This window comes from Lentzea sp. JNUCC 0626, assembly GCF_043632865.1.
Taxonomy (GTDB): Bacteria; Actinomycetota; Actinomycetes; order Mycobacteriales; family Pseudonocardiaceae; genus Lentzea.
On record NZ_CP171635.1, the window covers coordinates 7514726 to 7538151 of the forward strand.

The following is a 23426-nucleotide window of genomic DNA, read 5'->3' on the forward strand; positions in this document are numbered from 1 at the left end:
CCTACGTCGTGACGTGCGGACGGCACGGCGACATCGGTCTGACGGGTTCTCGAAATCTGGGTTGAGCACACCGGGTCACCACGTGAACTAGCGTGGCGCGTATGGAGAGCTTGGTCGCAGAACTCCGCGCCGCCGTGGGTGAATCCGGCGTGCTGACCGACACCGACGTCACCGCGAGCTACCGGCGCGACATGATGCCGTTGGCCCCGCACGGCGATCCGCTGGCAGTGGTGTTCCCGCAGAACACAGCGCAGGTGCAGGCCGTCGTGCGCGCCTGCGCCGCCCACGAGGTCCCGATCGTGCCCCGCGGCGCCGGCAGCGGTCTCTCGGGTGCCGCGAACGCGATCGAGGGCTGCGTCGTCCTGGTCATGACCAAGATGAACGCGATCGTCGAGGTCGACGCCGACAACCGCCTCGCCGTCGTCGAGCCGGGCGTGGTCAACCTCGACCTGCGCGGCCGCGTCGAGAAGGACGGCCTGTTCTACCCGCCGGACCCGAGCAGCTACGACTGGTGCACGATCGGCGGCAACCTCTCCACCAACGCCGGTGGCCTGTGCTGCGTGAAGTACGGCGTGACCACCGACTCGGTGCTCGGCCTCGAGGTCGTCCTGGCCGACGGCGAGGTGCTGCGGACCGGCCGCCGCACGGTCAAGGGCGTCGCGGGCTACGACCTCACCAAGCTCTTCATCGGCTCGGAGGGCACGCTCGGCGTGATCACCCAGGCCACCCTGGCGCTGCGGCCGTTGCCCCAGGCCCCGGCCACGCTCGTCGCGGCGTTCAGCACCACGGCCGCCGCGGGCAGGGCGGTCAGCAAGATCGTCCGCGAGGGCCTGGTGCCGTCGTTGATGGAGATCATGGACCGCACGTCCATCGAGGCCGCCGAGACGTACCTGAAGACCGAACTCGGCGCCGGGCCGGGCTGCGCGGCGTTGCTGATCTGCCAGTCCGACGCGGGCGGTGAACAGGCGAGGCACGAGCTGGCCAAGATCGAGGAGATCTGCCTCGAGGCCGACCTCGTCTACGCGACCGAGGACGTCAACGAGGGCCGCGACCTGCTGACCGCCCGCCGCGCCGTGCTGACCGCGCTGGAGATCTACGGCTCGTGGCTGACCGACGACGTGTGCGTGCCGCGCACCCGCATCGCCGAGCTCATCCAGGGCTGCGAGGACATCTCGGCCGAGGTGGGCCTCAAGATCGCCGTCGTCGGCCACGCGGGCGACGGCAACATGCACCCGACGATCGTCTACGACCCCGCCGATCCCGATCAGTTCGCGCGGGCGCAGAAGGCGTTCGACGACATCCTGGCCGTGGGCTTGTCCTTGGGCGGCACGGTCACCGGGGAGCACGGCATCGGCAAGATCAAGCGCGAGTGGCTGGCGAAGGAGATCGGACCGGTCGGGTTGCGGGTCCACCGCGAGATCAAGCGCGCGCTGGACCCCGGCAACCTGTTCAACCCGGGATCGATGTTCTAGCAACACATCCGTGCCTGCGGCGGGAACGGTTCCTGAGCCGCTTTCTCGACGTCGGCGAGCATCTGCCGCCGTTGCTGGGGCCCGAGGACCTTGCCTCGGGCCACGACGGTGTGGATCCGTTTCGTGTTGCGGATGTCCCTGAGCGGGTTGGCGTCGAGCACGACGAGGTTGGCCTCGGCGCCGGGCTTGATCGTGGTGTTCTGCGTGCCGGCGTTCAGGGCCGCTTTCGGCGACAGGCCTGCTTCGGTGAGGAGTTCCAGCTCGTCGTGCACCGAGAAGCCGGGGAACGTGTACGGGCTGCCGGCGTCCGTGCCGAGCAGGATTTCCACGCCGTGGTCGTGCATCTCGCCGGTTTGCTCCATGCGGCGCTGCAGGAAGTCGGCCTGCTGCCGGATCTCCTGTTCGGTGGTGGGGGCCCAGTTCTTGAGGCTGTCGCGCCAGAAGTCCCGGTAGAAGGTGGGCATGTACTTGATGCGCGGGTCGTTGGCGAACCTGTCCGCCGGGCTGCTGAACACGCGCATCGTGACCATGGTGGGGCAGAGTGCGGAGTTGTTGCGCCGCAACCGGTTGGCGAGCCGCTCTGCCTTGCTGCGGCTGTGCGACAGCGTCGCCTGACGTTCGATGTCGAGCACCTGCTTGAACCACGCGAACGGGTTGGCCGGGTCCAGCGGCAGTTGCGCGATCGCTTGGCGCAGCTGGGTTTCCTTGACGCTGGTGGCCAGCGGGAGGCCGTACATGTGCTCGAAGGTGCGCTGGCCCAGGTCGCTCGCGTCCTGCATCGAGACGTGGTTCGAGCAGTGTCCGGCGAACGTGATGTTCCGTTTTTCGCACTCGTCTGCGATGGCTTCGAGCGTCTGGCGGTCGAGGTAGGAGTAGACCTTGATGAAGTCCGCCTGTGTCGCGTCCCGGACGGCCTGGCGGCCTTCTTCCGGGGTGGCGGCGATCGTCGCGCCGGGCAACGTCGAGTGCGGTCCGTCGATGATCGCGCTGCCGACCACGAGTTTCGGTCCCGCGGTCTCGCCGCGTTCGATGCGGTCGCGCAGGTCGTAGATCTGGGGGAAGCCCCACATCTCCCGGAAGCCCGTGACACCGTTGACCAGGCACAACGGCAACGTGATCCGCTCCAGGTGCGCGCCGTGCACGTGCATGTCCCACAGGCCGGGGATGACGAACTTGCCGTGCAGGTTCAGCGTTGTGGCTTCTGGTGGCAGGGTTTTGGGGTTCGTCGCGACGATCCTGTTGTCCGCCACCACGATGGTCGTGTTCGGGCGGACGCCGGACGAGTCGATCAACGTCACCCCGCGCACGGCGGTGACGTTCGTCGCGGCCTCGGCCCGGCCCGGCAGCGCCACTGCCGCGCCGAGCCCGGCCAGCCATCCCAGCACTTCACGTCGTGTGGTCATGCCGTTCAACCAACACCCTGACGTAACGGGAGACTCAAATCCTTTCGAGCACTTCCCTGGCGTCGGACGCCCAGAGCGGGCTGGCGCTGAGCTCGACCAGGTCAGGCACCAGCGCCGCGCGGTGCTCGGGTTCCAGCCTGTCCCCGACGTACTTCAGAGCCGCCGCCACCTGCCACGCGTCCGGGCTCCGCAAGGCCTGGCGCAGCAACGCGATCCGGTCCTCCTGCCGCCGCACTAGCGGGACATGGCTTTCAACAACGAGTGCTGCGCGTCGTCATGCCCCAACTCCCACATGAACGTGCCGAGCAACCCCCGTGCGCGCGCGTAGTCCGCCCTGATCCTGATGGACCGCGGGTTCTCGAACGACACGAACTTCTTCTCCGCCGCGTTGTACAGCCACGGCGACTGCGCCACGGGGTGCCAGTACTCCTTCCACCCCGGTGCGTTCTTGAGGTTCTGGACCTCGTCGTACCCGTCCACCCAGAACGCGCTGTCGTACGGCTGGTAAAGGCCGTGCTGCTTGCCCTCTGCCTTGACGTTGAAGCCGCGGCCGTAGAACGGGACGCCCAGGACCATCTTGTTGGCGGGGACGCCGTGGCGTTCGTAGTAGTTGATGGCGCCTACGACGTTGTTCCACCTGCGGTCCTCGCGTGGCATCGGGTCGGTGGCGACCTCTCTGAAGCCGGCGTTGAACGTGGCCACCGGGGAGAAGCCGGTGCCCAGGTCGTAGGTCATGACGTTGATGAAGTCCATGACCTTGGCGAGTTCCTTGAGCTCGAAGCTCTTCGCCGGGTCGTACGGGCCGTCGGTTTGCAGTCGTCCGGCGGGGAGGGCTGCGGTGACGAGTTTGTTCTTGCCGAGCGACTTGCGGAAGTCCTTGGTCAGGAGGGTCATGTTGCGCTTGTCTTCTGGGCGGTCGGTGATTTCCGTTGGGCCGCCGTAGACCGGGAACTCCCAGTCGATGTCGATGCCGTCGAAGGTGCTGTCGTTGAAGAACAGCTCCTTGCAGGAGTTGATCAGGGTGTTGCGGGTGGACGCCGTGAGGGAGGCGTCCGAGAAGCCGCCTGCGCCCCAGCCGCCCAGGGAGATCAGGGCTTTCAGGGACGGCTTGCGTTGCTTCAGCGCTCTGATGTCGGCGAAGTCTTTTTGGGCGGTGGGGGCCGACATCGTGCACTTGCCGTTCTCGATGGTGGAGAAGGCGTAGAAGAGGTGGGTGATGGGGGTGTTGGTCGGGATTTGGGAGATGGGCTTGGAGCCGCTGAACCAGTTGCCGTAGTAGGCGCCGACGATTTTGGTGTGGGTGGCGTTGGCCGGTGCTGTTGTGGTGGTTGAGACGGCTAGGGCGGTCAGGGTTACCGCCAATGCCTTGTGGAACAGCGACATCTTCGTGGTCCTCCCCGGTGGTCCAGACCACTTCGAACCTAGGGGCGGTGTCCGGTTTGCCGCAAGGTTGCGGGGTGAAACCGGTCCTATTGGCCCCTCCTGGTTTGGCTGGGTCCCACAGTTCGTCTCACCTTGCGAGGGTGGTCCCGTTGGGTCGAGACGAATGAAGTGGGTTGCGATTGGGGCTTGACCTTGAGCCTCTAGCTGGATGCATTCGCGGCCTCAAAGGCCGGGGTGAAGTACGCCCCGGCCGGACCGAGACAGGTTGGCATCCAGCCCCTCAAGGTCAAGCCCCAATCGCCATGAGCGGTGGAATCGCTTCCCAGAGCTGATCAGCCCGTTCGGGCTCGCTTCGCTTCGCCACGCCAGGACTCGTAGGTGGTTGGCTCACGTCTTCGGCTGTCCGGTTGGCACCTCGCGCAGGGCTTGGGCGGTGGTCACCTTGCGTTCGCGACTGCGGTTGGCACCACCGGTGTGCATCCTCTTCGCCCAGCCCTCACGGTCCCGGCCCCGCCCTTCCCGTCCCTGGCCTTCCCTCCCTCTTTCCTTTCCCCGGCAATGCAAAAGGCCCACCTGCTCTCGGAGCGGGTGGGCCTTCTTGGCTGCTGTGTGCGGTCAGCGCTCCACGCGCGGGATGACCTGCGTCGCGTCGTCGTGCACCTGGGCCTGCATCACCTGGGTGATGTCGTCGGCCTCGGCCTGCACCAGGGTCTTCTTCTCCCTGCGGGCCTTGATGACCTCGATGATGATCGGCACGATCGACAGGAAGACGATCGCCAGCAGGGTGATTTCGAGGTTGTTCTTGATGAACGAGACCTGGCCGAGGAAGTAGCCGAGGATCGTCAGACCTGCCGCCCAGGCGACGCCGCCGATGGCCGAGTACGTGAAGTACTTCTTCGGGTCCATCTTGCCGACGCCTGCCATCGCGGTGATGAAGGTGCGGACGATGGGGACGAAGCGGGCCAGGACGATGGCGCGGGCGCCGTACTTGTCGAAGAACTCCTGCGTCTTGTCGACGTACTCCTTCTTGAAGATCTTCGACTCCGGCTTGCTGAAGAGCGCCGGGCCTGCCTTCTGGCCGATGTAGTAGCCGACGACGTTGCCGACGAACGCGCAGATCGTCAGCAGTACGCAGACCAGCCACAGCGGGGTGTCGATGGTGCCGGCGGCTACGAAGAGGCCTGCCGTGAACAGCAGGGAGTCGCCCGGCAGGAAGAAGCCGACGAGGAGCCCGCACTCCGCGAAGATGATGAGGCACAACCCGATGAGCATGTACGGGCCGAGCCCGTTCAGCAGCACGGTGGGGTCCAGCCAGTCAGGGCCCAATGCAATCGTCACGCGCCCAACGGTACAGGTCAGCCGAGCGTGATCACCGCCGCCACCGTGCCTGCGGCCAGGCCCAGCAGGAGGGCGAGGCCCAGCACCCACCACGCTGACATGGGTGCCGGGGGCTCTTCGTCAAAACGGACAGGTACGGCAAATCCGGCATTTGTGCTGGTCGCCTGTGCTCTCAGAGCGTCGGTGACAAGTCGTTCCGGATCGTCTGCCATGCACCTAGTCCTTCACCCACTCGCCCTTGACCATCACGTCCCGGGGCTTCAATTCTGCATCCAGGACTACCAGGTCCGCGGCCAGGCCGGCGGCGAGCCTGCCGGTGTCGAGGCCGAGGAGTTCGGCGCCGCGGGTTGAGGTGGCGTGTGCGGCCTCTACGAGAGACAGGCCGCACGAGTTGACGGCGTTGCGGAACGCCATGTCCATCGTGAGGGTGCTGCCGGCTAGGGCGGCGCCTCCTGCCAACGTTGGAACGCCGTCGACGACTCGGACTTCGAGGCCGCCCACGTCGTACACGCCGTCGCCTACGCCCGCTGCCGCGATGGCGTCGGTGATGAGGATCGTGCGGTTCAGGCCCGCGTGACGGGCGGCCAGGCGGACGGCCGTCGGGTGCAGGTGGACCAGGTCGCAGATCAGTTCCACGGTCACGCGTTCGTCGTCGAGCAACGCGCCGATCGGGCCCGGCTCGCGGTGGTGCAGCGGGCGCATGCCGTTGAAGAGGTGGGTGGCCACCGAGGCGCCGGCGTCCACGGCCGGTCGGACCTGCGCCTCCGTCGCGTCGGTGTGGCCGATGGCGGCGATGACGTTCGAGTCCACGAGTTGGCGGACGGCCTGGACGGCGCCCTCCAGTTCGGGCGCGATCGTGATCATGCGGACGGTGCCCTTGCCCGCGTCCAGGAGCTTGGTGACGGCGGTCTGCTCCGGCGGGCAGAGGATCGCCGGGTCGTGCGCGCCGCAACGGGCCGCCGAGAGGAACGGGCCCTCCAGGTGCACGCCCGCGACGACGCCTTCCTGGACCAGTTCGGCCAGTGCCGAGACCTGGTCCGCCAGTTCGGGGACCGGGCGCGAGACCAGCGACGCCAGCAGCGTCGTGGTGCCGTGTCTGCGGTGGGCCGTGGCCGCCTTGCGGATCTTCACCGGGTCGCTGCTGGTGAACGCGTCGCCGCCACCGCCGTGGCAGTGGATGTCCACGAAGCCCGGCACGATCGTGCCGCCCGCGACGTCCATCGTCGGGCCGTCCGGTGCGGTGCCCTCACCAACGGCGGCGATGCGGCCGCCCGAGACGCTCACCCACCCGTTCTCGAGCACTCCCTCCGGCGTGACGACCCGACCACCGGTCAGGGTCACGTCGACTGGTCCACCCCACGTGCTCATCACGCCTCCAGCGTGTCGATGGCCAGCAGCGCCGCGCCGAGGAAGCCCGCCTCGTCGCCGAGCGCCGCGAGCCGAAGCTCCGGTCGGCGCTGGAAGGCGATCAGCCCGTCCAGCCTTTCCCTCAGGGGCTCCACCAGCAGGTCTCCTGCGAGTGCGAGCCCTCCACCGAGCACGACGGCCTCAGGACCGAGCAGCGTCGCCAGCACCAGGATTCCCCTGGCGAGCGCGTCCACGGCCTCGTGCCACACGGCGACGGCGTCCTGCTCCCCGGCCCGGACCCTGCGCGCGACTTCAGCGGCGCCGTTCACGGGGGTGCCGGTACGTGCGGTGTACCGGCGGGCGATCGCCGCGGAGGACGCCACTGTCTCCACGCAGCCGATCTGGCCACAGGCGCAGGGCACGCCGTGGCCGACGTTCACATGGCCGATCTCGCCCGCGTAGCCCTCGCCGGCGAAGATCTTCCCGTCCAGCAGCAACGCCCCGGCGATGCCCGTGCCGATGGGCATGATCACCGCGTTGCGCAGGTCCTTGGCGGCACCCATGCGGCATTCGGCCAGGCCCGCGGCCCGCACGTCGTGACCGAACGCGGTGGGCACGCCCAGCCGTTCGGACAGGACGGTGGCGAACGGGAACTGGCTCCACGGGAGGTTGGCCGTGTACACGCCGACGCCCCGAGCCTCGTCCACGATGCCCGGCGCCACGACTCCCACGGCGTCGATCTCGTGCTCGGAGGCGTTGCTGAGCTCCTCGACGAGCTCCGCGATGACGTCGAGCAGGGGCTCCAGCTCACCGGGAGTCGCCCGGCGCGCGTGCTTCACCGCCGCCACCGCGTCCGAGGTGCCGGTGACGAGCGCCGCCTTGGTTTCGGTGCCACCGATGTCAACGGCGACCACGTGTCTGCGTGCCACGGGAACTGATCCTGCGGCATGGGGGGCCTATTGGTCTATACCAAGTACCGATTTGGGCGCGTGGTCTTACGAGCTGAAACCGCCCGCAACGGGCAAAACGGCTTCAACTGGGGAAACGGTCAAGTTGCCTTACTGTTGACTCAGCCCGCCATGATCTTCTGCAGGGCGTCCAGCGCACGGGACGCCGTGGACTTCACGGTGCCCTTCGAGATGCCCGTGGCCTCGGCGATCTCCGCCTCGGACAGGTCGCCGTAGTACCGCAGCACGAGCACCTCGCGCTGCCGCGGCGGGAGCTGCTGCAACGCCTTGACCACGGCCTGGTGCTCCGCCGTCAGCATCGCGAGCGACTCGGCCGAACGCGCGTTCGCGACGTGCGGGGGCGTGTAGTCGCGGGCCGTCTTGCGCCGGCGCAACACGCTGCGGGAACCGTTGACCACGGCCGTGCGGAGGTAACCGACGGCGGCCTGCGAGTCGCGCAGGCCCTTCCAGTTGCGGTGCAGGCCGGTGAACGCCTCCTGGACCACGTCCTCGGCGGTCGACGGCTCGTCCACGAGCAGCAGCGCGAGCCTCACGAGGCGCATGCGGTGCTGCTTGTACAGGTCTTCGAGCGTGAGGGGCCCTGTGGGAGGTCCTGCGACGCCGTCCTTGATTCGCAGGTTGGTCAGGGTGTCCTGCACGGTGCGCGGGGTTTCTTCGCCAACCACAAGGTAGGACGGTACCGGTCAGCTTCACTACGGTGGTGGCATGGCCCGCTTTGCTGTCGAATTGGTGTTCGGTCCCGACCGTGAGAAGCGTCTCTCGGTACGCCCGGAGCACCGCGAGTACATCGCCTCTCTCGTGGAGAAAGGCGTGATCCTCGCCTCCGGTCCGTACGCGGACGACACCGGCGCGTTGATCATCTACGAGGCGGCGGACGAGGCCTCGCTGAAGGAGATCATCGCCGCCGATCCGTACACGCCCGCGAACGTCGCCGAGTGGCGCATCAACGAGTGGAACGCGTTGATGGGCCCCTGGGTCGCGTGACATGGCCGCGCCTCCGGCGCGGCGGCGAGTTCGTCTTGAAGTCGGTCGTCCGGCCGAATCGCTCACGCCGAAATGGGCTTCGCCGATTTCGGCGTGAGCGGTTGACCGGACGACCGACACGAACTCGCGATCAACGACCAGCTGCTTGCCCACCTGGCCCGACCAGGCCTGATGTGTCGCTCGCGGCCATCTGCCGGTCGGCGTCCGCGATCTCCGCGACCGCCTGGCGGTCCACGACCACCGGCGTGAACGCGCGGAAGTACTTCAGAGCGCCGACCCAGCCGGGGACGTGGACCGCCTTCGACCGCTTCTCGATGCCCCTGACCACGGCCCTGCCGACGTTGCGGACCGGGTACTTCTTGCTCGCGAGCCCCGGCATGCCCTGGCGGAGCTTCCCGAACACCGGGTGCTCGTCGGCGCTGTTCACCATGTCCGTGGAGATCCACGAGAAGTACGCGGTGCCGACGCCGACGCCCAGGTGCCTGACCTCGGCGCGCAGGCTGTCCGCAAACGCTTCGCAGCCCGCCTTGGCCGCCGAGTAGGCCGCGTTGCCGGGGATGTGGACGATCGCGGCGAGCGACGACACGACCAGGCAGTAGCCGCGGCTCTTGATCAGGTGCGGCAGCGCCGTGCGGACCGTGCGCCACACGCCGAGCAGGTTGACCTCGATGACCCGTTCGAACGCCTTGGGGTCCATCGAGCGCACGAACCCGGTGGCCGCGATGCCCGCGTTCGCCACCACGACGTCGATGCCGCCGAAGTGGGCCGCGACCTCGTTCATCACGCGGTCGAGCACGTCCCAGTCCGTGACATCGGCTTCCCACGCCTTGCCGCCGGTCTGCCGCGCCACCTCTTCGAGCTGGGCTTTCTCCAGCCCGACGAGCGCGAGACGAGCCCCGCGCGCGGCCAGTTGCCTCGCCACCTCGGCGCCGATGCCCCTGGCCGCGCCGGTGATCAGTACCACCTTGCCCGTGACGTCCATGCTCGTCACGGTAACGCAACCTACTCCCAGTAAGCTACTGGCAAGTTAAATTGCGCTGAGACGGTCCACCTCGGCCTGGGTGAGCTCCAGCGTGAGCAGCGGCGTGAGGTCGCTGAGCTGCTCCAACGTGCGCGCGGACGCGATCGGCGCGGCGATCGTCGGCTGCTGGGCGAGCCACGCCAGGGCGACCGCGGCGACGGTCGTGGAGTGCGTCTCGGCCAGCTCGTCGAGCACCTCCAGCACCTGCAGGCCGTGCTCGTCGAGGTACTGCGACGCGGCACCGGCCCGTGCGCTCTGCACCTCGACGCCCGGCCGGTACTTGCCGGTCAGGAAGCCGCGGGCGAGGCCCCAGTACGGCAGGGTCGCGAGCCCGTGCTCGGCCACGACCTGCTGCAGGTCGCCCTCGAACTTGGAACGGCTGACCAGGTTGTACTCGGGCTGCAACGCCACGAACTTCGCGTAGCCCTCGCGCTCCTGGATCGCCAGTGCCTGCGCGAGCCGTTCGGCGGAGAAGTTGGACGCGGCCACGTGGCGGACCTTGCCGTCGCGGACGAGCTGGTCGTAGGCCGCGAGCGTCTCCTCCAGCGGCGTGTTCAGGTCGTCGCGGTGGTTGTAGTAGAGGTCGATGTGGTCGACGCCGAGCCGCTTCAACGACCGTTCGGCGCCGGTCAGCACCGTCTCGCGCTTCTGGTTGTCGAACCCGGCGAGCATGCCGACCTTCGTCGCGACCACGACGTCGTCGCGGTTGCCGCGCGCGGCCAGCCACTTTCCGATGATCGTCTCCGACTCGCCGCCGGAGTTGCCGTCGCCCCAGGCCGAGTACACGTCGGCGGTGTCGACGAAGTTCCCGCCCGCCGCGAGGTAGGCGTCGAGCACGGCGAACGACTGGTCCTCGTCGGCGGTCCAGCCGAACACGTTGCCGCCCAGGCAAAGGCGTGAGACGGACAGGTCAGTGCTGCTCAAGATCGGCATACTGCGAACGGTAGTCCTTCACGAGAACGGGAGTTCGGATGTTGGGAACGTTCGGGGTCTGGGGCGCGCACCAGGCGTGGGCAGGGCGGATCGGCGAGATCGAGGAGCTCGGCTTCGGCACGTTCTGGCTCGGCTCCTCGCCCGGCGTCGCGGAGATCGAGCACGCGCTGGCCACCACGAGTTCGATCACGATCGCGACGGGCATCGTCAACGTGTGGCAGTCCGACCCGCAGGAGGTCTCCGCCGCGTTCGCCCGTCTCGGCGGCGACCGGCTCCTGCTCGGCGTGGGCGTCGGCCACCGCCAGCTCGACCAGGCCTACGAGAAGCCGTACGACAAGCTCGTGTCGTACCTGGACGCGCTCGACGTGCCGGCCGACAGGCTGTTGCTCGCCGCGCTCGGCCCGAAGGTGCTGAGGCTCGCCGCCGACCGGACCGCGGGCGCCCACCCGTACCTGGTGCCGGTGGAGCACACCGCCGCCGCGCGCGAGGTGCTGGGCGACAAGCTGCTCGCACCCGAGGTGACCGCGGTCGTCGAAGCGGACCCGGTGGCCGCGCGGGCTATCGCCCGTGAGCAGCTGTCGTACTACTTCACGCTCACCAACTACACGAACAACTGGAAGCGCTACGGCTTCAGCGACGAGGACGTCCGGGGCTCGGACCGGCTCATCGACGCGTTGGTCGCGCACGGCACGCCGGACCAGGTGGCGGAGAAGCTCCAGGCGCACCTCGACGCGGGTGCCGACCACGTGGCCGTCCAGTCGCTGAACGGCCACTACGCGGAGCTCGCCTCGGCGCTCGGCCTCAAGCGCTGATCTCGACGCCCTTCCAGAACGCCACGTGGCCCTTGATCTGCTTCGCCGCGTCCTTCGGCTCGGCGTAGTACCAGGCCGCGTTGGAGTTCTCGGCGCCGTCCACCAGCAGCGAGTAGTAGTTGGCGTCGCCCTTCCACGGGCAGTGCGAGGTGTGGTCCGTCGGCTTGAGCACGGCCGGGTCGACGGACTCCAGCGGGAAGTAGTGGTTGCCTTCGACCACGACGGTGTCGTCGCTCGAAGCGATGATCTTGCCGTTCCACTGCGCGGTTGCCATGCCCTCCACTATGCCCCTACTCACGGGTAGAGCAGACCGGCTGGTCAGCTGGTACTTGATCGATCACTCTGTGAGGGCGGCCACTGTTACGGCCCCGTGACACCGGCTCGTAGGATGCGGGCTGACACCCGTTCAGGGCGCCTGAGGAGGACCACCGATGCCCATCGCAACTCCCGAGGTCTACGCGGAGATGCTGGACCGGGCCAAGGCGAACGAGTTCGCCTACCCCGCCATCAACGTCACGTCGTCGGAGACGCTCAACGCGGCTCTCCGCGGCTTCGCCGAGGCTGAGAGCGACGGCATCATCCAGGTCTCGACCGGCGGTGCCGAGTTCGCCTCGGGCACCAAGGTCAAGGACATGGTGACCGGTGCCGTCGCGCTCGCCGAGTACGCGCACGTCGTTGCCGCGAAGTACCCGGTCAACATCGCGCTGCACACCGACCACTGCCCGAAGGACAAGCTCGACGGGTACGTGCGTCCGCTGATCGCCATCAGCCAGGAGCGTGTCGACAAGGGCGGCAACCCGCTCTTCCAGTCGCACATGTGGGACGGCTCCGCCGTGGCGCTGGAGGAGAACCTCCAGATCGCGTCCGAGCTGCTCGACCTCTCTGCCAAGGCCAAGCTCGTCCTCGAGATCGAGGTCGGCGTGGTCGGTGGCGAGGAGGACGGCGTCGACAACGAGATCAACGACAAGCTCTACACGACGCCCGAGGACTACCTGAAGACCGTCGAGGCCCTCGGCGCCGGCGAGAAGGGTCGCTACCTGCTGGCCGCGACCTTCGGCAACGTGCACGGCGTCTACAAGCCGGGCAACGTGAAGCTGCGTCCCGAGATCCTCAAGCAGGGTCAGGACGTCGTGGCGGAGAAGCTCGGTCTCGCGGCCGGCTCGAAGCCGTTCGACCTGGTCTTCCACGGCGGCTCCGGCTCGCTGCTCGAGGAGATCCACGAGGCCGTGTCGTACGGCGTCATCAAGATGAACATCGACACGGACACGCAGTACGCGTTCACCCGTCCGATCGCCGCGCACATGTTCGCGAACTACGACGGTGTGCTGAAGGTCGACGGCGAGGTCGGCAACAAGAAGGCCTACGACCCGCGCAGCTACCTCAAGGCTGCCGAGACGGCCATGGGCGCCCGCATCGCGCAGGCGTGCGAGCACCTCAAGTCGTCGGGCCGCATGATCGCGGGCTGATCTTCGGCTTTGGCTCTGTGAAAGGCCCCCGGCTTACTCGCCGGGGGCCTTTTCGTTGTCAGCGGAAGGCTTCCACGTGGCGGGCGGTCCAGTCGGCGAACGTGCGCGGGGCCTTGCCGAGCACCTTCTCGACGTCCGGGCTCACCGCCAGCTCGTCCGCCGTCGGCGAACCGATGATGTCCAGGGTGTCGTCCGCGAGTTCGCCCGGCATCATCTTCTCCATGCCCGCCTTGGCTTCCGCGCGGGTGAGCTCGTGGAACCGCACGGGTTCGCCCAGCGCGTCCGCGATCACCTGCGCCTGCTGCCTCGGTGTGATCAGCTCCGCCCCGGTGAGTTCCAGGACGCCGTTGCGGTCGCTGAGCAGGGCGGTGGCCGCGACCTCGGCGATGTCCGCAGGGTCGATGATCGGCAGTCCGGTGTCCCCGAACGGCGCCGCGACGGTCCGTTGCGCGCGAACGGATTCGGCCCACCACAACGCGTTGGACGCGAATCCGCCCGGCCGCAGCACCGCCCAGTCGAGGCCGGACTCGCGCAGCACGTCCTCGAGCCCGCGCAGTTCGATCCGCGTCGTGCCGAACGGCCTGGTCCGCACGCCGAGCGACGACAGCAGCACCACCCTGCGCACGCCGTGCGCGGCGGCCCGTTCGATCAGCGTGGCAGGGCTCGCGCCGACGGAGTGCAGATCGCCGGACAGCAGCAGGAACAACGCCTTCGCGCCCTTCAGGTCGAGGCTCTCCGGCACGGAGAGGTCCGCCACCTGGTGCCGCACGCCGTCCGGCACGTCCACCGCGTGCCGCGACACGGCCACCACCTGCCCGCCCGCCTCGGCCAGCGCCTTCGTGAGGGGTCGTCCGATGTTCCCGGTCGCCCCGGTCACCACGATCATGTCCAGCTCCTTCGTCGTCTGTGGAGGCGACGCTAGGAACCGGGCTTACTTTTCGTAAGGACGTACCTGGAGGTAAGCTCCGGACGTGGAGGTCGGAAAGCAGTTCACGCTGACCGGTCCGACGGGCCGGTATGAGGTGTTTCACACCACCTGCCCCGCGCGCGAGATGGTCGATCACGTCACCAGTCGCTGGGGCATCTGGGTGCTGATCTCGTTGCAGACCAACGACCTGAGGTTCTTCGAGCTGCGCGAGAGCATCGTCGGCATCAGCGAGAAGATGCTGTCCCAGACGTTGCGCGGCCTCGTCGCCGACGGCCTGATCTGGCGCAGGGTCGAGCCGACGACCCCGCCCCAGGTCACCTACGGGCTGACCGAGTTCGGACGGGATGTCGGCGAGCCGCTGGCCGACCTGTTCGGCCGGATCACGACGAGGCTGTCAGCCCAGCTCGACGCGTGAAGGCCGCCGGCCTGCGGATCAGCAGATCGCCGGCCGTCCACAGCACCGCCAGCAGCACGGCCGTGACCGCAGCCGACGAGAACGAGATCGGCGGCCCCCACAGGTACTCCTGCTGGAACCAGATCCCGACGTACCCGACCGTCGTGACGGCAGCGGACCCGAGCACCGCCTTGGCGGGCGTCGGCATCTCGACCGCGTGCGCCGCGTCGATCGCGAGCCCGACGAGGACGAGGAACAGCGGCACCGCGGACTTCGGGAAGTCGATCCCGGCGAGCATCGGCCAGATCAGGCACCGGTAAGCGACGTACCCGGCGGCGACCGCAGTGGCTGCCCATTTGCGGTTGATCGTCCGGCGCGCGACCACCAGCACGAGCGCAGCGGCCACGAGCCCCCACACCGGGTAGACCCAGTCCGCGATGGGCAACGCGAAGTGCACCACCGCCTCGCGGCCCACGGGGATGCCGAGTTGGTCGGCGGCGAACTGGAGCAGGATCGGCTCGGCTTCTGCCTTGCCGCTGTCGTACGCCTGCAACGCGCGCACGCCGTACTCCTGGTGCTGGTTGGGGAACCAGACGTTCTCCAGGAAGAAGAACCACAACGCGGCCAGCCCGAGCGTGTACGCGCGGCCCTGCGGGTAGTTCTGCATCCACCCGCGGATCGCCCCGGCGAGCATCACCGCGGTGCCGAGGTACAGCAGCGCGTGCGACCCGCTCCAGCTCGTGATGTCGAGCCCGTTGATCCGGTGGTTGATGACGTCGATCGGCAGCGCGATGAGGAAGATCCCCGACCCCACCTGCATCAACCGGATCGTCAGCTTGTCCCCGCCGTACCCGGTGAACGTGTGGAACAGCGTGAGCCCCACCACGATGACCGTGCCGACCGTGTTGATCAGGTGCGGCGGCGCGAGGTCGTCGCGCAACCACTTGAAGTGCCAGCTGACGTCCCACGACGACCCGATCAGCTTGAGCAGCAGACCGACCAGCCACCACTTGTACAGCAGGCGCGTGAGCTCCTGCGGCGTCTCCCTGCCGGGGGCGCCACGTGCCCAGTACTTTGCCCTGAAGTCCCTTGCCCCCTGGATCATCCGCACATCATGAGCGCACGTGTGGGGTTCAGACAGCGCGAATGCCCCTGGTTTTACCCTGATGTTTCCGATTCGTGTGCACGATGGAGTGAACGAGGTTGAAGTTCTGTGGTCCGGCTCGGCAAGGTGCACGGCCATGAGCTCATCTGACATCGACGACCGTTACAAGGCGACCACGAAGCAGCGGATCATCGCCGGCGTGCTCGTGACCGCGCTGATGCTGGCCGTCATCGCCGCCGTGGTGCGGATGTTCGTCTAGCCCGTTTCGTCGCATGCGGCACGATGGACGGCATGGTTGAGAACCTCCTCGGGCCCGAGCCGACTCGTCTTCCTGACCGTCCAGAGGCTCAGGCCGCTGCTGACGGTGGGACTGACCCCGCCAAGATCGTTCGCGCTTACCCTGATTTCTCCGAGGCCTGGGCGCTGCTGGCTGAGCGTGCCCTGCACGCCGGTGACCCTGTAGCCGCTTACGCGTATGCGCGGACTGGGTATCACCGCGGGCTGGATCAGTTGCGTCGGTCCGGGTGGAAGGGGTTTGGGCCTGTGCCTTGGGATCACCGGCCTAACCAGGGGTTTTTGCGGGCGCTTGGTGCGTTGGCGTTGGCGGCTCGGGAGATCGGGGAGGACGAGGAGTGGGACCGCTGCTCCAAGTTCCTGGCTGATTCCGACCCGAAGGCGCCTGCTGCGTTGGGGCTTTCCTGACGCTCTGTCCGTAGGTGGTCGCTTTGCGGGCGGCGACCTCGGCTTGCGTGCGTTCCCTGGGGCTCTGCCCCAGACCCCGGCAATCTGATCAGGGGGCCAGCGCCGCTCGCGGGTTGATGGCACGCCTGTTTGTGTTGGGCGGCTGCCTGTTTCGTAGTGTGGTTGCGTTGGCGGTGGGGTCCCATCACAAGCCGCACCAAGAGCGGGCCACACCTGGACAGGGGTGTCAAACGGACGAAAAGCGTGTCCGTTTGACACCCCTGTCCAGGTGCAGCAAGAGCTGTGGCGCGACTCGTGATGGGACCCCACCGCCGAAGCCTCTTGGCTAAGGGCAAAGACAAAAGCCAAGAGCACCTCGGCTTCGCCGTCGGGTCGGCTCGCCTTCGGCATCGCGTCGGTCAGGCCAACCCCGCACACCCCTGCGCCTTCGCCCTCACCCCTCCTCCACCTCACCGCCGCACCCCTTGCGAGCGGCCCGGCCCCTCTGCGGGCGAAATGCCGCCATCGTCCCCGACGTCGGGTTCCCGAAGCTCGCCGCTGTTGTGATGTTGCTTCCTCCCCTGACCCTGGCGGCTCCGCAGGTTGTGACCCGGTCCCGTTGGCCCAAGACTGGCGGCGGCAGAGTCGAGCGGAACCAGAGGTGAAGGCGTGGGCGCGGTCAGGGATGCGGTCGGGCGGGGGCTCGGTCGGTGGCGCGCGGCTGCCTTGCCGATCGTCCAGTGCGGACTGTCCGCTGGCATCGCCTGGCTGGTGGCGACGATGGTCATCGGGCACGCGCACCCCTTCTTCGCCCCGATCGCAGCGGTCGTGTGCCTCGGTGTGTCGCTGGGCCAACGGCTCCGCCGCGTGGGCGAACTGGTCGTCGGCGTCTCGGTCGGGGTGGGGGTCGGGGACGCGCTGATCGGGTGGATCGGCAGTGGGCCCTGGCAGATCGCGTTGGTGGTGGCGCTCGCCATGTCGGCGGCGGTGCTGCTGGACGGTGGGTCGGTCATCGCCCTGCAGGCCGGGAGCAGTGCGGTGCTGGTGGCGACGCTGCTGCCGCCCAGTGCCGGGGGCGGGTTCGACCGGATGATCGACGCGTTGACCGGCGGGCTCGTGGGGTTGGCTGTGGCGGCCCTCATCCCCGCCAACCCCGTGACGGTGGCGCAGCGGCAGCTCAAGATGCTGACGGCGACGCTTAGCGGGGCGCTCACGAACATCGCTCGGGCGCTTGAGGAGAAGGACGCGGTCAAGGCGGCTGGGGTGTTGGCCGAGCTCAGGACCAGTCAGGGTGCCATCGACGACTACAAGGCCGCGTTGCAGACCGGTAGTGAGATCGCGAAGATCGCGCCCATTCGGTGGCGGTCGAAAGACGAGCTCAGTCGGTATCAGACGGCGGCTGGGCCGGTGGACTACGCGATTCGCAACACGCGGGTGTTGGCTCGGCGGACCATGGCCGCGTTGAAGGCCGACGAGCGGATTCCGGACGGGGTGCCTGAGGTGCTCGTCGAGTACGCGAAGGCCGTGGAGTGCCTCAAGGGTGAGTTGGAGAAGGGCAAGGAGCCCAAGCAGACGCGGGAGGCCGTGCGGGACGCCGCGCGGAATCTCACCGCGCGGCGCCTCGGCGGGGACGGGTTCTCGTCCAAGGTCGTGCTGGCCCAGATCCGCAGTGTTGCGGTCGATCTGTTGCAGGCGACCGGGTTGAGCCGGAGCGAGGCGATGGAGGCGTTGCCGCCGCTCAGCCCTCCGGCCGGTGCAGGAGGCCGTGCAGAAGAGAGTGCACCTGCTCGTGATCACGAGGGTCGGCCAGAACGCACGAACCGCCCGTGATCGCGTACCACTCCTCCGCGCCCTCGTAGCGGACCAGTGCGCGGAGCTTTCCGTCCTCGGAGAGTTCCGTGCACAGTTCGAGGTCTCCGGTGACGACGCCGACCTCGTCGGTCATCACGCCACCGGGGCCTGCCACGAAGAGCGTGGAGTGGGACGCCATCAGCACCTTCCGAGCATGCCCGTCAGTTCGGTCTTCTCCGCCGAGTTCACGCTGAGGCTCCAGCGGTACTTGGTGTGTACCCACATCTTGGCGTAGGTGCACCAGTAGGACGTCAGCGGAGGCTTCCAGGTCGCGGGCGTCTGGTCGCCCTTCGCCTGGTTGACGTTGTCGGTGACGGCGATGAGCTGCGGGCCCGACATGTCGTTCGCGAACGACTGGCGCTGCGCGGTGCTCCACGACGACGCGCCCGAACGCCAGGCCGCGGCGAGCGGGACGATGTGGTCGATGTCCACGTCGGAGGCCGCTGACCAGGTCGCGCCGTCGTACGGCGAGAACCAGCGGCCCGAGGTGGCGGCGCACGAGGAGTCCGTCACGACATTGGTGCCGTCGCGCTTCAACACGGCCTCGCGCGTGTTGCAAGAACCCGACTGGGTGATCCAGTGCGGGAACTTGTCGCGCGAATAGCCGGTCATCGAACCATCAGCGCGGACGGTGAGTCCGGCTAATTCCGACTTGGCCGTGGCGGTGCTGGGGATGTTCGGTGGTGTCGCCAGTGCAGGGGTAACAAAACCAAAGGTCAGTGCCAGTGCGGCAACTGAAACACCAATGATTCGGTTAACTTTTGACATCGTCCCGACCTTCCTTGTTGGAAAGTGATCGGGACCTACCCTCAGTCACATTATGAAATTGCGCAATGCCTTCGAGTGACCCTCAAGTGAATGAAAGGCGGACTACTAGAGCCCTCGGACGAGCCTCAAGTCCTCGGTGTGGCGGTACCAGGTCCACTTGTCCATCGGGCGCGGGTGCTTCACGCCGTCCAGGACCACCGTCGTGGGCAGGCAGCCGAGCTGGAACGCTCGCGGCCGGCTCGTCCGGACCTTCGACCCGATCAGCCGCTTGTTGACGATCCGGATCTCCAACCCGAGGCCGCCCTCGGGGTCGGGGGTGCACTCGACTCGGGACGCCTGCCCGCGCAGCACGTTGTCCGCGTCGCTGTAACCAACGCCACGCACGGGCGACAACACGCCGAGCCCGACCAACACGCCGCCGACGTCGTCGCGGACGAGCGGAACGGGATCAACGTCACCGTTCAGGGCGACGTCCAACGCGCGCGAAGGGTCGGTCGAAAGCCCCCAAAGCGCGGCAACGGACGAATCGGCGACGGGCACGTACCCGAGTGCCACCGAACCGAGCTTCTCCTTGCGCAGCAACCGCAACGCGACCGCGGCGAGGTCCGCGTCGGTGCCTGCGACGACCAGTCGATCAGCGTCCAGATGTTGATCTACGTGGTCCTTGCCGGGGCGTGCTGGGACGGCCACCACGTCGTCACGTTGAGCGATCATTGGCAACTGCGTGTTTCCGCAGGCCAACACGATTCCGCGCACGGTCATCTCCTGGTCTACCCTCACTTACCGGCATTCGCTCGAACCAGTCCAAGTGCTTGGAGTTTCACATGCCGGCCGTCGTGCTGATCGGTGCCCAGTGGGGCGATGAGGGCAAGGGCAAGGCCACCGACATCCTCGGTGAGCGTGTCCAGTGGATCGTTCGCTACCAGGGCGGCAACAACGCGGGTCACACCGTCGTCCTCCCGGACGGTCAGAAGTTCGCCCTGCACCTGATCCCGTCCGGCATCCTCACGCCCGGCGTGAAGAACGTGATCGGCAACGGTGTCGTGGTCGACCCCGGCGTGCTGCTCACGGAGCTCGCGGGCCTGGAGGAGAAGGGCGTCGACACCAGCGGTCTGCTGATCTCGTCGGACGCGCACTTGATCATGCCGTACCACGTGGCCATCGACAAGGTGACCGAGCGCTACCTGGGCAAGGCGAAGATCGGCACGACCGGTCGCGGCATCGGCCCCGCCTACCAGGACAAGCTCGCCCGCGTCGGCGTCCGCGTGCAGGACCTGCTGGACGAGAAGATCCTGCGGCAGAAGGTCGAGGCCGCCCTGGACTTCAAGAACCAGGTGCTGGTCAAGGTCTACAACCGCAAGGCGCTCGACCCCGAGCAGGTCGTCGACCAGGTGCTCGAGCACGGTCAGCACTTCGTGCACCGCATCGCCGACACCCGCCTGCTGCTGAACCAGGCGCTCGACCGCGACGAGATCGTCGTGCTCGAAGGCTCGCAGGGCACGCTGCTCGACGTCGACCACGGCACCTACCCGTTCGTCACGTCGTCGAATCCCACGAGTGGTGGCGCGACCGTCGGCTCGGGCGTCGGCCCGACCCGCATCAGCACCGTGATCGGCATCCTGAAGGCGTACACGACCCGCGTCGGCTCCGGTCCGTTCCCGACCGAGCTCAACGACGACCAGGGCGAGTACCTGCGCAAGCAGGGCGGCGAGTTCGGTGTCACCACCGGCCGCAGCCGCCGCACCGGCTGGTTCGACGCCGTGATCGCCCGGTACGCGAGCCGCGTCAACGGCATCACCGACTACTTCCTCACCAAGCTCGACGTGCTGTCGGGCCTCGAGAAGGTGCCGGTCTGCGTCGCGTACGAAGTGGACGGTCGCCGCGTCGACGAGATGCCGATGACGCAGACCGACGTGCACCACGCCGTCCCGGTCTACGAGGAGCTGCCGGGCTGGTTCGAGGACATCTCGCACTGCCGCACGTTCGACGAGCTGCCCGCGAACGCCAAGGCGTACGTCGAGCACCTCGAGAGCATCATCGGCGCGCGCGTCTCGGCGATCGGCGTCGGCCCCGGCCGCGACCAGACGATCGTCCGCCACGACGTGCTCAGCTGAGAGCCCGTTTCTGGGCCTCGACCAGCGCGGTCTGCGTGGCCTCCAGCTGGTCGAGGCCCTTGATGAACTCACTCGCCATCGTGCCGTCGTCGGCGCCCTTGTCGCGGAACACGACGAGGCACGAGCGGGTGCCGTTCTCCATGGCCCGCAAGCCCTCCGTCCACGACGTGGCGATCTTCGGGTCCGGCGGCAGCGGGAACGGTTCGCGCAGCACGGGCCCGAGCGCCTCGCACCCGGTGGCGATCGCCGCCGGGTCCGCGGCCCGCACGCCCGCGAACACCTGGTCCTGCGCCTTCACCACGGCCATCATCCGGTCCCAGCCGCCGCCGTAGATCCAGGTGTTGACCGCTTCGTCGGTGTTCACCCGCGTCTCGGTGGGCAACGGCGGCTGCAACGACACGGCGTCCTCCTCGGCCCTCGGCCACCACAGCGACACCGCCACGCCCAGGACCGCGATCGCGACCGCCCAGAACGGCCGTGAGCGCTCGTAACCGCGCTGGAGGCCCCAGCCACCCGCGGCGAGGGCCGCGAGCACTCCCAGGACCGGCAGGACCTGGTGCGGGCGCGTCGCCAGGACGCTGTCCACTTCGGACCCGTCGAGGTGCGTCAGCCAGATCGCCGCCGTGCCGGTCAACCCGATCAGCCACGCCGCGAGCAGCGCGCCCACCCGGTCCAGCCGCGCCACCGGCACCACGACGGCCACCACGGCCACGATCGCGACGACCTGCCAGGCCGTGGACTCCAGCGGCGAGCCCACCGAGCCGAGCAACGCCACCGCCCCGGCCGCGAGCAACCCGCCGATCCCGCCGGCCAGCGCGGCGACCCTCGGGAACTCGCGTCGCAGCAGCAGCGGCACGAGCCACAGCAACGCCACCACGACCACCGTCGGCACGCGGTTGAGGTTCACCACGAACGGGGCCACCACGGCCTTGACCACCGGCTCGTCGACCAGATCCAGGATCGGCACGATGCTGTTGCGCCACAACACCTCGGCGATGCGGATCTCGTTGTTCCAGGACAACAGCGAATACGCGGCGAGGGCCACCGACAACGCGAGGACCCAGCCGTGCCATCGGGTGCGCACGAGCGTCGCGCAGTACCCGGCCCAGACCGTCAGGAGCACGGCGGTCCCCACCAGTGCGAGCGAGGCGATGACGGTGTGGAAGGTGATCGGGACGAAGTTGTACGCCTCCAGCCGGTCGCCGAGCACGATCCCGAGACCGACGGCGAGTCCGGGCAGCGCGAACGTGCCCCGGCGCGGCCCGAACGCCGCTCCCCGCCACGCCACCAGCCCGATGAGCAGGCCGATCGGCACCGCCCAGGCGATGCGCATGATCAGGTGCGACCCGTTGCCCTCGTGGTACCAGGTCAGCTCCTGCAGCCCCGCGAGCACGTGCCGCCACGCGACCTGGATCGCCGCGGCGCTGCCGAGCGTCTCCCAGAAACCCGGTCGCAGCAACGACTTCGGGTCCCGCATGACGGCCAGCCGGCGAGCGGGCGACGGGTGGTGGCCGAGCCAGCGGCGCAGCCGTCCGGGGTGCGGCAGCAGCCGGTACGGGTCGGGATCACCGGTCCAGCGCACGACCAGCGCGTCGGCGTGCTTCTCCCGCGCTCGCAGCACGGCGACGCGGGCGGCGAACACCAGGCCCACCAGCGTGATCAGGTGCCACAGCACGGCCCAGGTGTAGGAGCTGTCCGGCAGCCGGGGCATCCGGAACGGGGTGACCCTCCACAGCGGCTGCAGCAGCGTGAGCAGGTACGGCGCCAGCACCGCGACGACGTAGGCGCGCCAGATCGCGAGCGTCGCGTACGTGATCGTGACGTCATTGCGGACGTGCGCGAGTTCGTGCAGCACGATCGTGCGGAACTGCTCGGGTTCGATGCGGCGCAACGCCATCATGCCGACGTTGAGCGCGACGTACTTGCGCCCGTGAGTGCCGAACGCGACGCCACCCGCGCGCATGTTCGTCCGGTCCAGCAGGAACGTCGGCGCCCTGGTGAGCCCGGCCTCCGCGACCAGTGCGGCGAGCGGCTCGACCAGTTCCTCCGGCACGGGAACGAGGTTCCGCCGGTACCGCAGCCACGCCGGGCGCAGCGCGTAGATCAGCAGGGCCACCCCGGCCAGCAGCACCAGCCCGCCGGCGAGCCACCCCGCGCGGCTGCCGAGGAACGTCGCCATGCACGACCGATAACCGTCCCATTTGGACTCGTCGGGATCGACCTCGAGCGTCGACGTGAGGTACAGCCCGGACTGCACCTGGCACCGGGCGTTGTCGAGCGAGGTGGGCGCCGACCACACGGACGCGTACACCCCGAAGATCAGCAGCGTCGTCGCGACCGCCAGCAGCACCAGCGACGCGAACCGCAAAGTGGTGCCAGAAGGCACCCTCGGTCTGTCCCCCTCCGAAACCATGCCTGCATGTTGATCGTCAAGGACCGCACTTGTCACTCGGCCGTT

26 protein-coding genes are annotated in these 23426 nt (G+C 68.2%); 9 read left to right on the forward strand and 17 right to left on the reverse strand.

Translation table 11 applies throughout. The features are described 5' to 3' along the window. Positions 1 to 101 precede the first annotated feature (101 nt). The gene (locus JNUCC0626_RS34635; RefSeq protein ID WP_394614941.1) at positions 102 to 1472 is read left to right on the forward strand and encodes an FAD-binding oxidoreductase; all 1371 of its coding nucleotides are present in this window, start codon (positions 102 to 104) and stop codon (positions 1470 to 1472) included. Here JNUCC0626_RS34635 and JNUCC0626_RS34640 read toward each other — a convergent pair. From JNUCC0626_RS34640 to JNUCC0626_RS34675, 8 genes are all read right to left on the reverse strand, one after another. Further along, the gene (locus JNUCC0626_RS34640; protein WP_394614942.1) at positions 1469 to 2875 is read right to left on the reverse strand and encodes an amidohydrolase family protein; all 1407 of its coding nucleotides are present in this window, start codon (positions 2873 to 2875) and stop codon (positions 1469 to 1471) included. The two genes, JNUCC0626_RS34635 and JNUCC0626_RS34640, sit on opposite strands and share 4 nt — an antisense overlap. A gap of 34 nt (positions 2876 to 2909) precedes the next feature. Continuing rightward, complete coding sequence (locus JNUCC0626_RS34645; RefSeq protein WP_394614943.1) at positions 2910 to 3110, reverse strand: hypothetical protein; 201 nt, start codon at positions 3108 to 3110, stop codon at positions 2910 to 2912. After that, on the reverse strand, positions 3110 to 4258 hold the full coding sequence (locus JNUCC0626_RS34650) for a glycoside hydrolase family 18 protein (RefSeq protein ID WP_394614944.1): 1149 nt from the start codon (positions 4256 to 4258) through the stop codon (positions 3110 to 3112). Before JNUCC0626_RS34650 ends, JNUCC0626_RS34645 begins: the two co-directional genes overlap by 1 nt. A 615-nt stretch (positions 4259 to 4873) precedes the next feature. Next, positions 4874 to 5590 carry a DedA family protein gene (locus JNUCC0626_RS34655; protein ID WP_394622165.1) on the reverse strand — a complete coding sequence of 239 codons (717 nt, stop codon included), beginning with the start codon at positions 5588 to 5590 and terminating at the stop codon, positions 4874 to 4876. Between the two features lie 23 nt (positions 5591 to 5613). Continuing rightward, on the reverse strand, positions 5614 to 5808 hold the full coding sequence (locus JNUCC0626_RS34660; protein WP_394614945.1) for a hypothetical protein: 195 nt from the start codon (positions 5806 to 5808) through the stop codon (positions 5614 to 5616). A gap of 4 nt (positions 5809 to 5812) precedes the next feature. Continuing rightward, positions 5813 to 6964 (reverse strand): N-acetylglucosamine-6-phosphate deacetylase, encoded by a 1152-nt coding sequence (gene nagA / locus JNUCC0626_RS34665; RefSeq protein WP_394614946.1) that lies wholly within the window; start codon positions 6962 to 6964, stop codon positions 5813 to 5815. Continuing rightward, positions 6964 to 7872, reverse strand: a complete 909-nt coding sequence (locus JNUCC0626_RS34670) for an ROK family protein (RefSeq protein WP_394614947.1) — start codon at positions 7870 to 7872, stop codon at positions 6964 to 6966. The genes nagA and JNUCC0626_RS34670 overlap by 1 nt, the downstream gene beginning before the upstream one ends. Before the next feature lie 140 nt (positions 7873 to 8012). After that, entirely contained in the window at positions 8013 to 8576 is a 564-nt protein-coding gene (locus JNUCC0626_RS34675) for a SigE family RNA polymerase sigma factor (RefSeq protein ID WP_030477748.1), read from the reverse strand. 40 nt (positions 8577 to 8616) lie between these two features. Here JNUCC0626_RS34675 and JNUCC0626_RS34680 point away from each other — a divergent pair, with 40 nt between their 5' ends. After that, complete coding sequence (locus tag JNUCC0626_RS34680; protein ID WP_394614948.1) at positions 8617 to 8895, forward strand: YciI family protein; 279 nt, start codon at positions 8617 to 8619, stop codon at positions 8893 to 8895. 130 nt (positions 8896 to 9025) lie between these two features. On the opposite strand, the gene JNUCC0626_RS34685 is transcribed toward JNUCC0626_RS34680, so the two are convergent. Together JNUCC0626_RS34685 and JNUCC0626_RS34690 are read right to left on the reverse strand one after the other, a co-directional pair. Beyond that, positions 9026 to 9877: an SDR family oxidoreductase gene (locus JNUCC0626_RS34685; protein WP_394614949.1), complete on the reverse strand. Its 852-nt coding sequence runs from the start codon at positions 9875 to 9877 to the stop codon at positions 9026 to 9028. Between the two features lie 45 nt (positions 9878 to 9922). Next, positions 9923 to 10849, reverse strand: a complete 927-nt coding sequence (locus tag JNUCC0626_RS34690; RefSeq protein ID WP_394614950.1) for an aldo/keto reductase — start codon at positions 10847 to 10849, stop codon at positions 9923 to 9925. Between the two features lie 38 nt (positions 10850 to 10887). Here JNUCC0626_RS34690 and JNUCC0626_RS34695 point away from each other — a divergent pair, with 38 nt between their 5' ends. Then, the gene (locus JNUCC0626_RS34695) at positions 10888 to 11661 is read left to right on the forward strand and encodes a TIGR03620 family F420-dependent LLM class oxidoreductase (RefSeq protein WP_394614951.1); all 774 of its coding nucleotides are present in this window, start codon (positions 10888 to 10890) and stop codon (positions 11659 to 11661) included. Here JNUCC0626_RS34695 and JNUCC0626_RS34700 read toward each other — a convergent pair. Continuing rightward, positions 11651 to 11935, reverse strand: coding sequence for a DUF427 domain-containing protein (locus JNUCC0626_RS34700; protein WP_394614952.1), 285 nt, complete (start codon positions 11933 to 11935; stop codon positions 11651 to 11653). The two genes, JNUCC0626_RS34695 and JNUCC0626_RS34700, sit on opposite strands and share 11 nt — an antisense overlap. A 157-nt stretch (positions 11936 to 12092) precedes the next feature. On the opposite strand from JNUCC0626_RS34700, the gene fbaA reads away from it, so the two are divergent. Beyond that, positions 12093 to 13127: a class II fructose-bisphosphate aldolase gene (gene fbaA / locus JNUCC0626_RS34705; RefSeq protein WP_394614953.1), complete on the forward strand. Its 1035-nt coding sequence runs from the start codon at positions 12093 to 12095 to the stop codon at positions 13125 to 13127. Positions 13128 to 13185: 58 nt separating this feature from the next. On the opposite strand, the gene JNUCC0626_RS34710 is transcribed toward fbaA, so the two are convergent. Continuing rightward, on the reverse strand, positions 13186 to 14013 hold the full coding sequence (locus JNUCC0626_RS34710; RefSeq protein WP_394614954.1) for an NAD(P)H-binding protein: 828 nt from the start codon (positions 14011 to 14013) through the stop codon (positions 13186 to 13188). Positions 14014 to 14098: 85 nt separating this feature from the next. Here JNUCC0626_RS34710 and JNUCC0626_RS34715 point away from each other — a divergent pair, with 85 nt between their 5' ends. After that, on the forward strand, positions 14099 to 14470 hold the full coding sequence (locus JNUCC0626_RS34715; RefSeq protein ID WP_394614955.1) for a winged helix-turn-helix transcriptional regulator: 372 nt from the start codon (positions 14099 to 14101) through the stop codon (positions 14468 to 14470). On the opposite strand, the gene JNUCC0626_RS34720 is transcribed toward JNUCC0626_RS34715, so the two are convergent. Continuing rightward, positions 14436 to 15554 (reverse strand): hypothetical protein, encoded by a 1119-nt coding sequence (locus JNUCC0626_RS34720; RefSeq protein ID WP_394614956.1) that lies wholly within the window; start codon positions 15552 to 15554, stop codon positions 14436 to 14438. The genes JNUCC0626_RS34715 and JNUCC0626_RS34720 overlap by 35 nt on opposite strands. Positions 15555 to 15690: 136 nt before the next feature. On the opposite strand from JNUCC0626_RS34720, the gene JNUCC0626_RS34725 reads away from it, so the two are divergent. From JNUCC0626_RS34725 to JNUCC0626_RS34735, 3 genes are all read left to right on the forward strand, one after another. Beyond that, positions 15691 to 15813 carry a hypothetical protein gene (locus JNUCC0626_RS34725; RefSeq protein ID WP_394614957.1) on the forward strand — a complete coding sequence of 41 codons (123 nt, stop codon included), beginning with the start codon at positions 15691 to 15693 and terminating at the stop codon, positions 15811 to 15813. Between the two features lie 32 nt (positions 15814 to 15845). Further along, positions 15846 to 16256 (forward strand): DUF3151 domain-containing protein, encoded by a 411-nt coding sequence (locus JNUCC0626_RS34730; protein WP_394614958.1) that lies wholly within the window; start codon positions 15846 to 15848, stop codon positions 16254 to 16256. Positions 16257 to 16904: 648 nt separating this feature from the next. After that, positions 16905 to 18065 carry an FUSC family protein gene (locus JNUCC0626_RS34735; RefSeq protein ID WP_394614959.1) on the forward strand — a complete coding sequence of 387 codons (1161 nt, stop codon included), beginning with the start codon at positions 16905 to 16907 and terminating at the stop codon, positions 18063 to 18065. Here the strand turns inward: JNUCC0626_RS34735 and JNUCC0626_RS34740 are convergent. From JNUCC0626_RS34740 to JNUCC0626_RS34750, 3 genes are all read right to left on the reverse strand, one after another. Next, a complete protein-coding gene (locus JNUCC0626_RS34740) occupies positions 17974 to 18225 on the reverse strand; it encodes a hypothetical protein (protein WP_394614960.1) in 252 nt (83 codons plus the stop codon). The genes JNUCC0626_RS34735 and JNUCC0626_RS34740 overlap by 92 nt on opposite strands. After that, positions 18225 to 18854: an HNH endonuclease family protein gene (locus JNUCC0626_RS34745; protein WP_394614961.1), complete on the reverse strand. Its 630-nt coding sequence runs from the start codon at positions 18852 to 18854 to the stop codon at positions 18225 to 18227. Before JNUCC0626_RS34745 ends, JNUCC0626_RS34740 begins: the two co-directional genes overlap by 1 nt. Positions 18855 to 18959: 105 nt before the next feature. Then, on the reverse strand, positions 18960 to 19568 hold the full coding sequence (locus JNUCC0626_RS34750) for a hypothetical protein (protein ID WP_394614962.1): 609 nt from the start codon (positions 19566 to 19568) through the stop codon (positions 18960 to 18962). A 110-nt stretch (positions 19569 to 19678) separates the two neighbouring features. Here JNUCC0626_RS34750 and JNUCC0626_RS34755 point away from each other — a divergent pair, with 110 nt between their 5' ends. Next, complete coding sequence (locus JNUCC0626_RS34755; RefSeq protein WP_394614963.1) at positions 19679 to 20968, forward strand: adenylosuccinate synthase; 1290 nt, start codon at positions 19679 to 19681, stop codon at positions 20966 to 20968. Here the strand turns inward: JNUCC0626_RS34755 and JNUCC0626_RS34760 are convergent. Then, a complete protein-coding gene (locus JNUCC0626_RS34760; RefSeq protein ID WP_394614964.1) occupies positions 20961 to 23354 on the reverse strand; it encodes a M48 family metalloprotease in 2394 nt (797 codons plus the stop codon). The two genes, JNUCC0626_RS34755 and JNUCC0626_RS34760, sit on opposite strands and share 8 nt — an antisense overlap. Positions 23355 to 23426: the final 72 nt, after the last annotated feature.

What these genes read in the sequence shown, in the direction of transcription:
- JNUCC0626_RS34695 (WP_394614951.1), top strand. Translation starts at nt 10,888, where the DNA reads ATGTTGGGAACGTTCGGGGTCTGGGGCGCGCACCAGGCGTGGGCAGGG.
- JNUCC0626_RS34640 (WP_394614942.1), bottom strand. Translation starts at nt 2,875, where the DNA reads ATGACCACACGACGTGAAGTGCTGGGATGGCTGGCCGGGCTCGGCGCG.
- nagA (WP_394614946.1), bottom strand. Translation starts at nt 6,964, where the DNA reads ATGAGCACGTGGGGTGGACCAGTCGACGTGACCCTGACCGGTGGTCGG.
- fbaA (WP_394614953.1), top strand. Translation starts at nt 12,093, where the DNA reads ATGCCCATCGCAACTCCCGAGGTCTACGCGGAGATGCTGGACCGGGCC.
- JNUCC0626_RS34755 (WP_394614963.1), top strand. Translation starts at nt 19,679, where the DNA reads ATGCCGGCCGTCGTGCTGATCGGTGCCCAGTGGGGCGATGAGGGCAAG.
- JNUCC0626_RS34700 (WP_394614952.1), bottom strand. Translation starts at nt 11,935, where the DNA reads ATGGCAACCGCGCAGTGGAACGGCAAGATCATCGCTTCGAGCGACGAC.
- JNUCC0626_RS34660 (WP_394614945.1), bottom strand. Translation starts at nt 5,808, where the DNA reads ATGGCAGACGATCCGGAACGACTTGTCACCGACGCTCTGAGAGCACAG.
- JNUCC0626_RS34720 (WP_394614956.1), bottom strand. Translation starts at nt 15,554, where the DNA reads ATGATCCAGGGGGCAAGGGACTTCAGGGCAAAGTACTGGGCACGTGGC.
- JNUCC0626_RS34710 (WP_394614954.1), bottom strand. Translation starts at nt 14,013, where the DNA reads ATGATCGTGGTGACCGGGGCGACCGGGAACATCGGACGACCCCTCACG.
- JNUCC0626_RS34685 (WP_394614949.1), bottom strand. Translation starts at nt 9,877, where the DNA reads ATGGACGTCACGGGCAAGGTGGTACTGATCACCGGCGCGGCCAGGGGC.
- JNUCC0626_RS34690 (WP_394614950.1), bottom strand. Translation starts at nt 10,849, where the DNA reads ATGCCGATCTTGAGCAGCACTGACCTGTCCGTCTCACGCCTTTGCCTG.
- JNUCC0626_RS34725 (WP_394614957.1), top strand. Translation starts at nt 15,691, where the DNA reads ATGAGCTCATCTGACATCGACGACCGTTACAAGGCGACCACGAAGCAG.
- JNUCC0626_RS34635 (WP_394614941.1), top strand. Translation starts at nt 102, where the DNA reads ATGGAGAGCTTGGTCGCAGAACTCCGCGCCGCCGTGGGTGAATCCGGC.
- JNUCC0626_RS34680 (WP_394614948.1), top strand. Translation starts at nt 8,617, where the DNA reads ATGGCCCGCTTTGCTGTCGAATTGGTGTTCGGTCCCGACCGTGAGAAG.
- JNUCC0626_RS34730 (WP_394614958.1), top strand. Translation starts at nt 15,846, where the DNA reads ATGGTTGAGAACCTCCTCGGGCCCGAGCCGACTCGTCTTCCTGACCGT.
- JNUCC0626_RS34650 (WP_394614944.1), bottom strand. Translation starts at nt 4,258, where the DNA reads ATGTCGCTGTTCCACAAGGCATTGGCGGTAACCCTGACCGCCCTAGCC.
- JNUCC0626_RS34745 (WP_394614961.1), bottom strand. Translation starts at nt 18,854, where the DNA reads ATGTCAAAAGTTAACCGAATCATTGGTGTTTCAGTTGCCGCACTGGCA.
- JNUCC0626_RS34740 (WP_394614960.1), bottom strand. Translation starts at nt 18,225, where the DNA reads ATGGCGTCCCACTCCACGCTCTTCGTGGCAGGCCCCGGTGGCGTGATG.
- JNUCC0626_RS34750 (WP_394614962.1), bottom strand. Translation starts at nt 19,568, where the DNA reads ATGATCGCTCAACGTGACGACGTGGTGGCCGTCCCAGCACGCCCCGGC.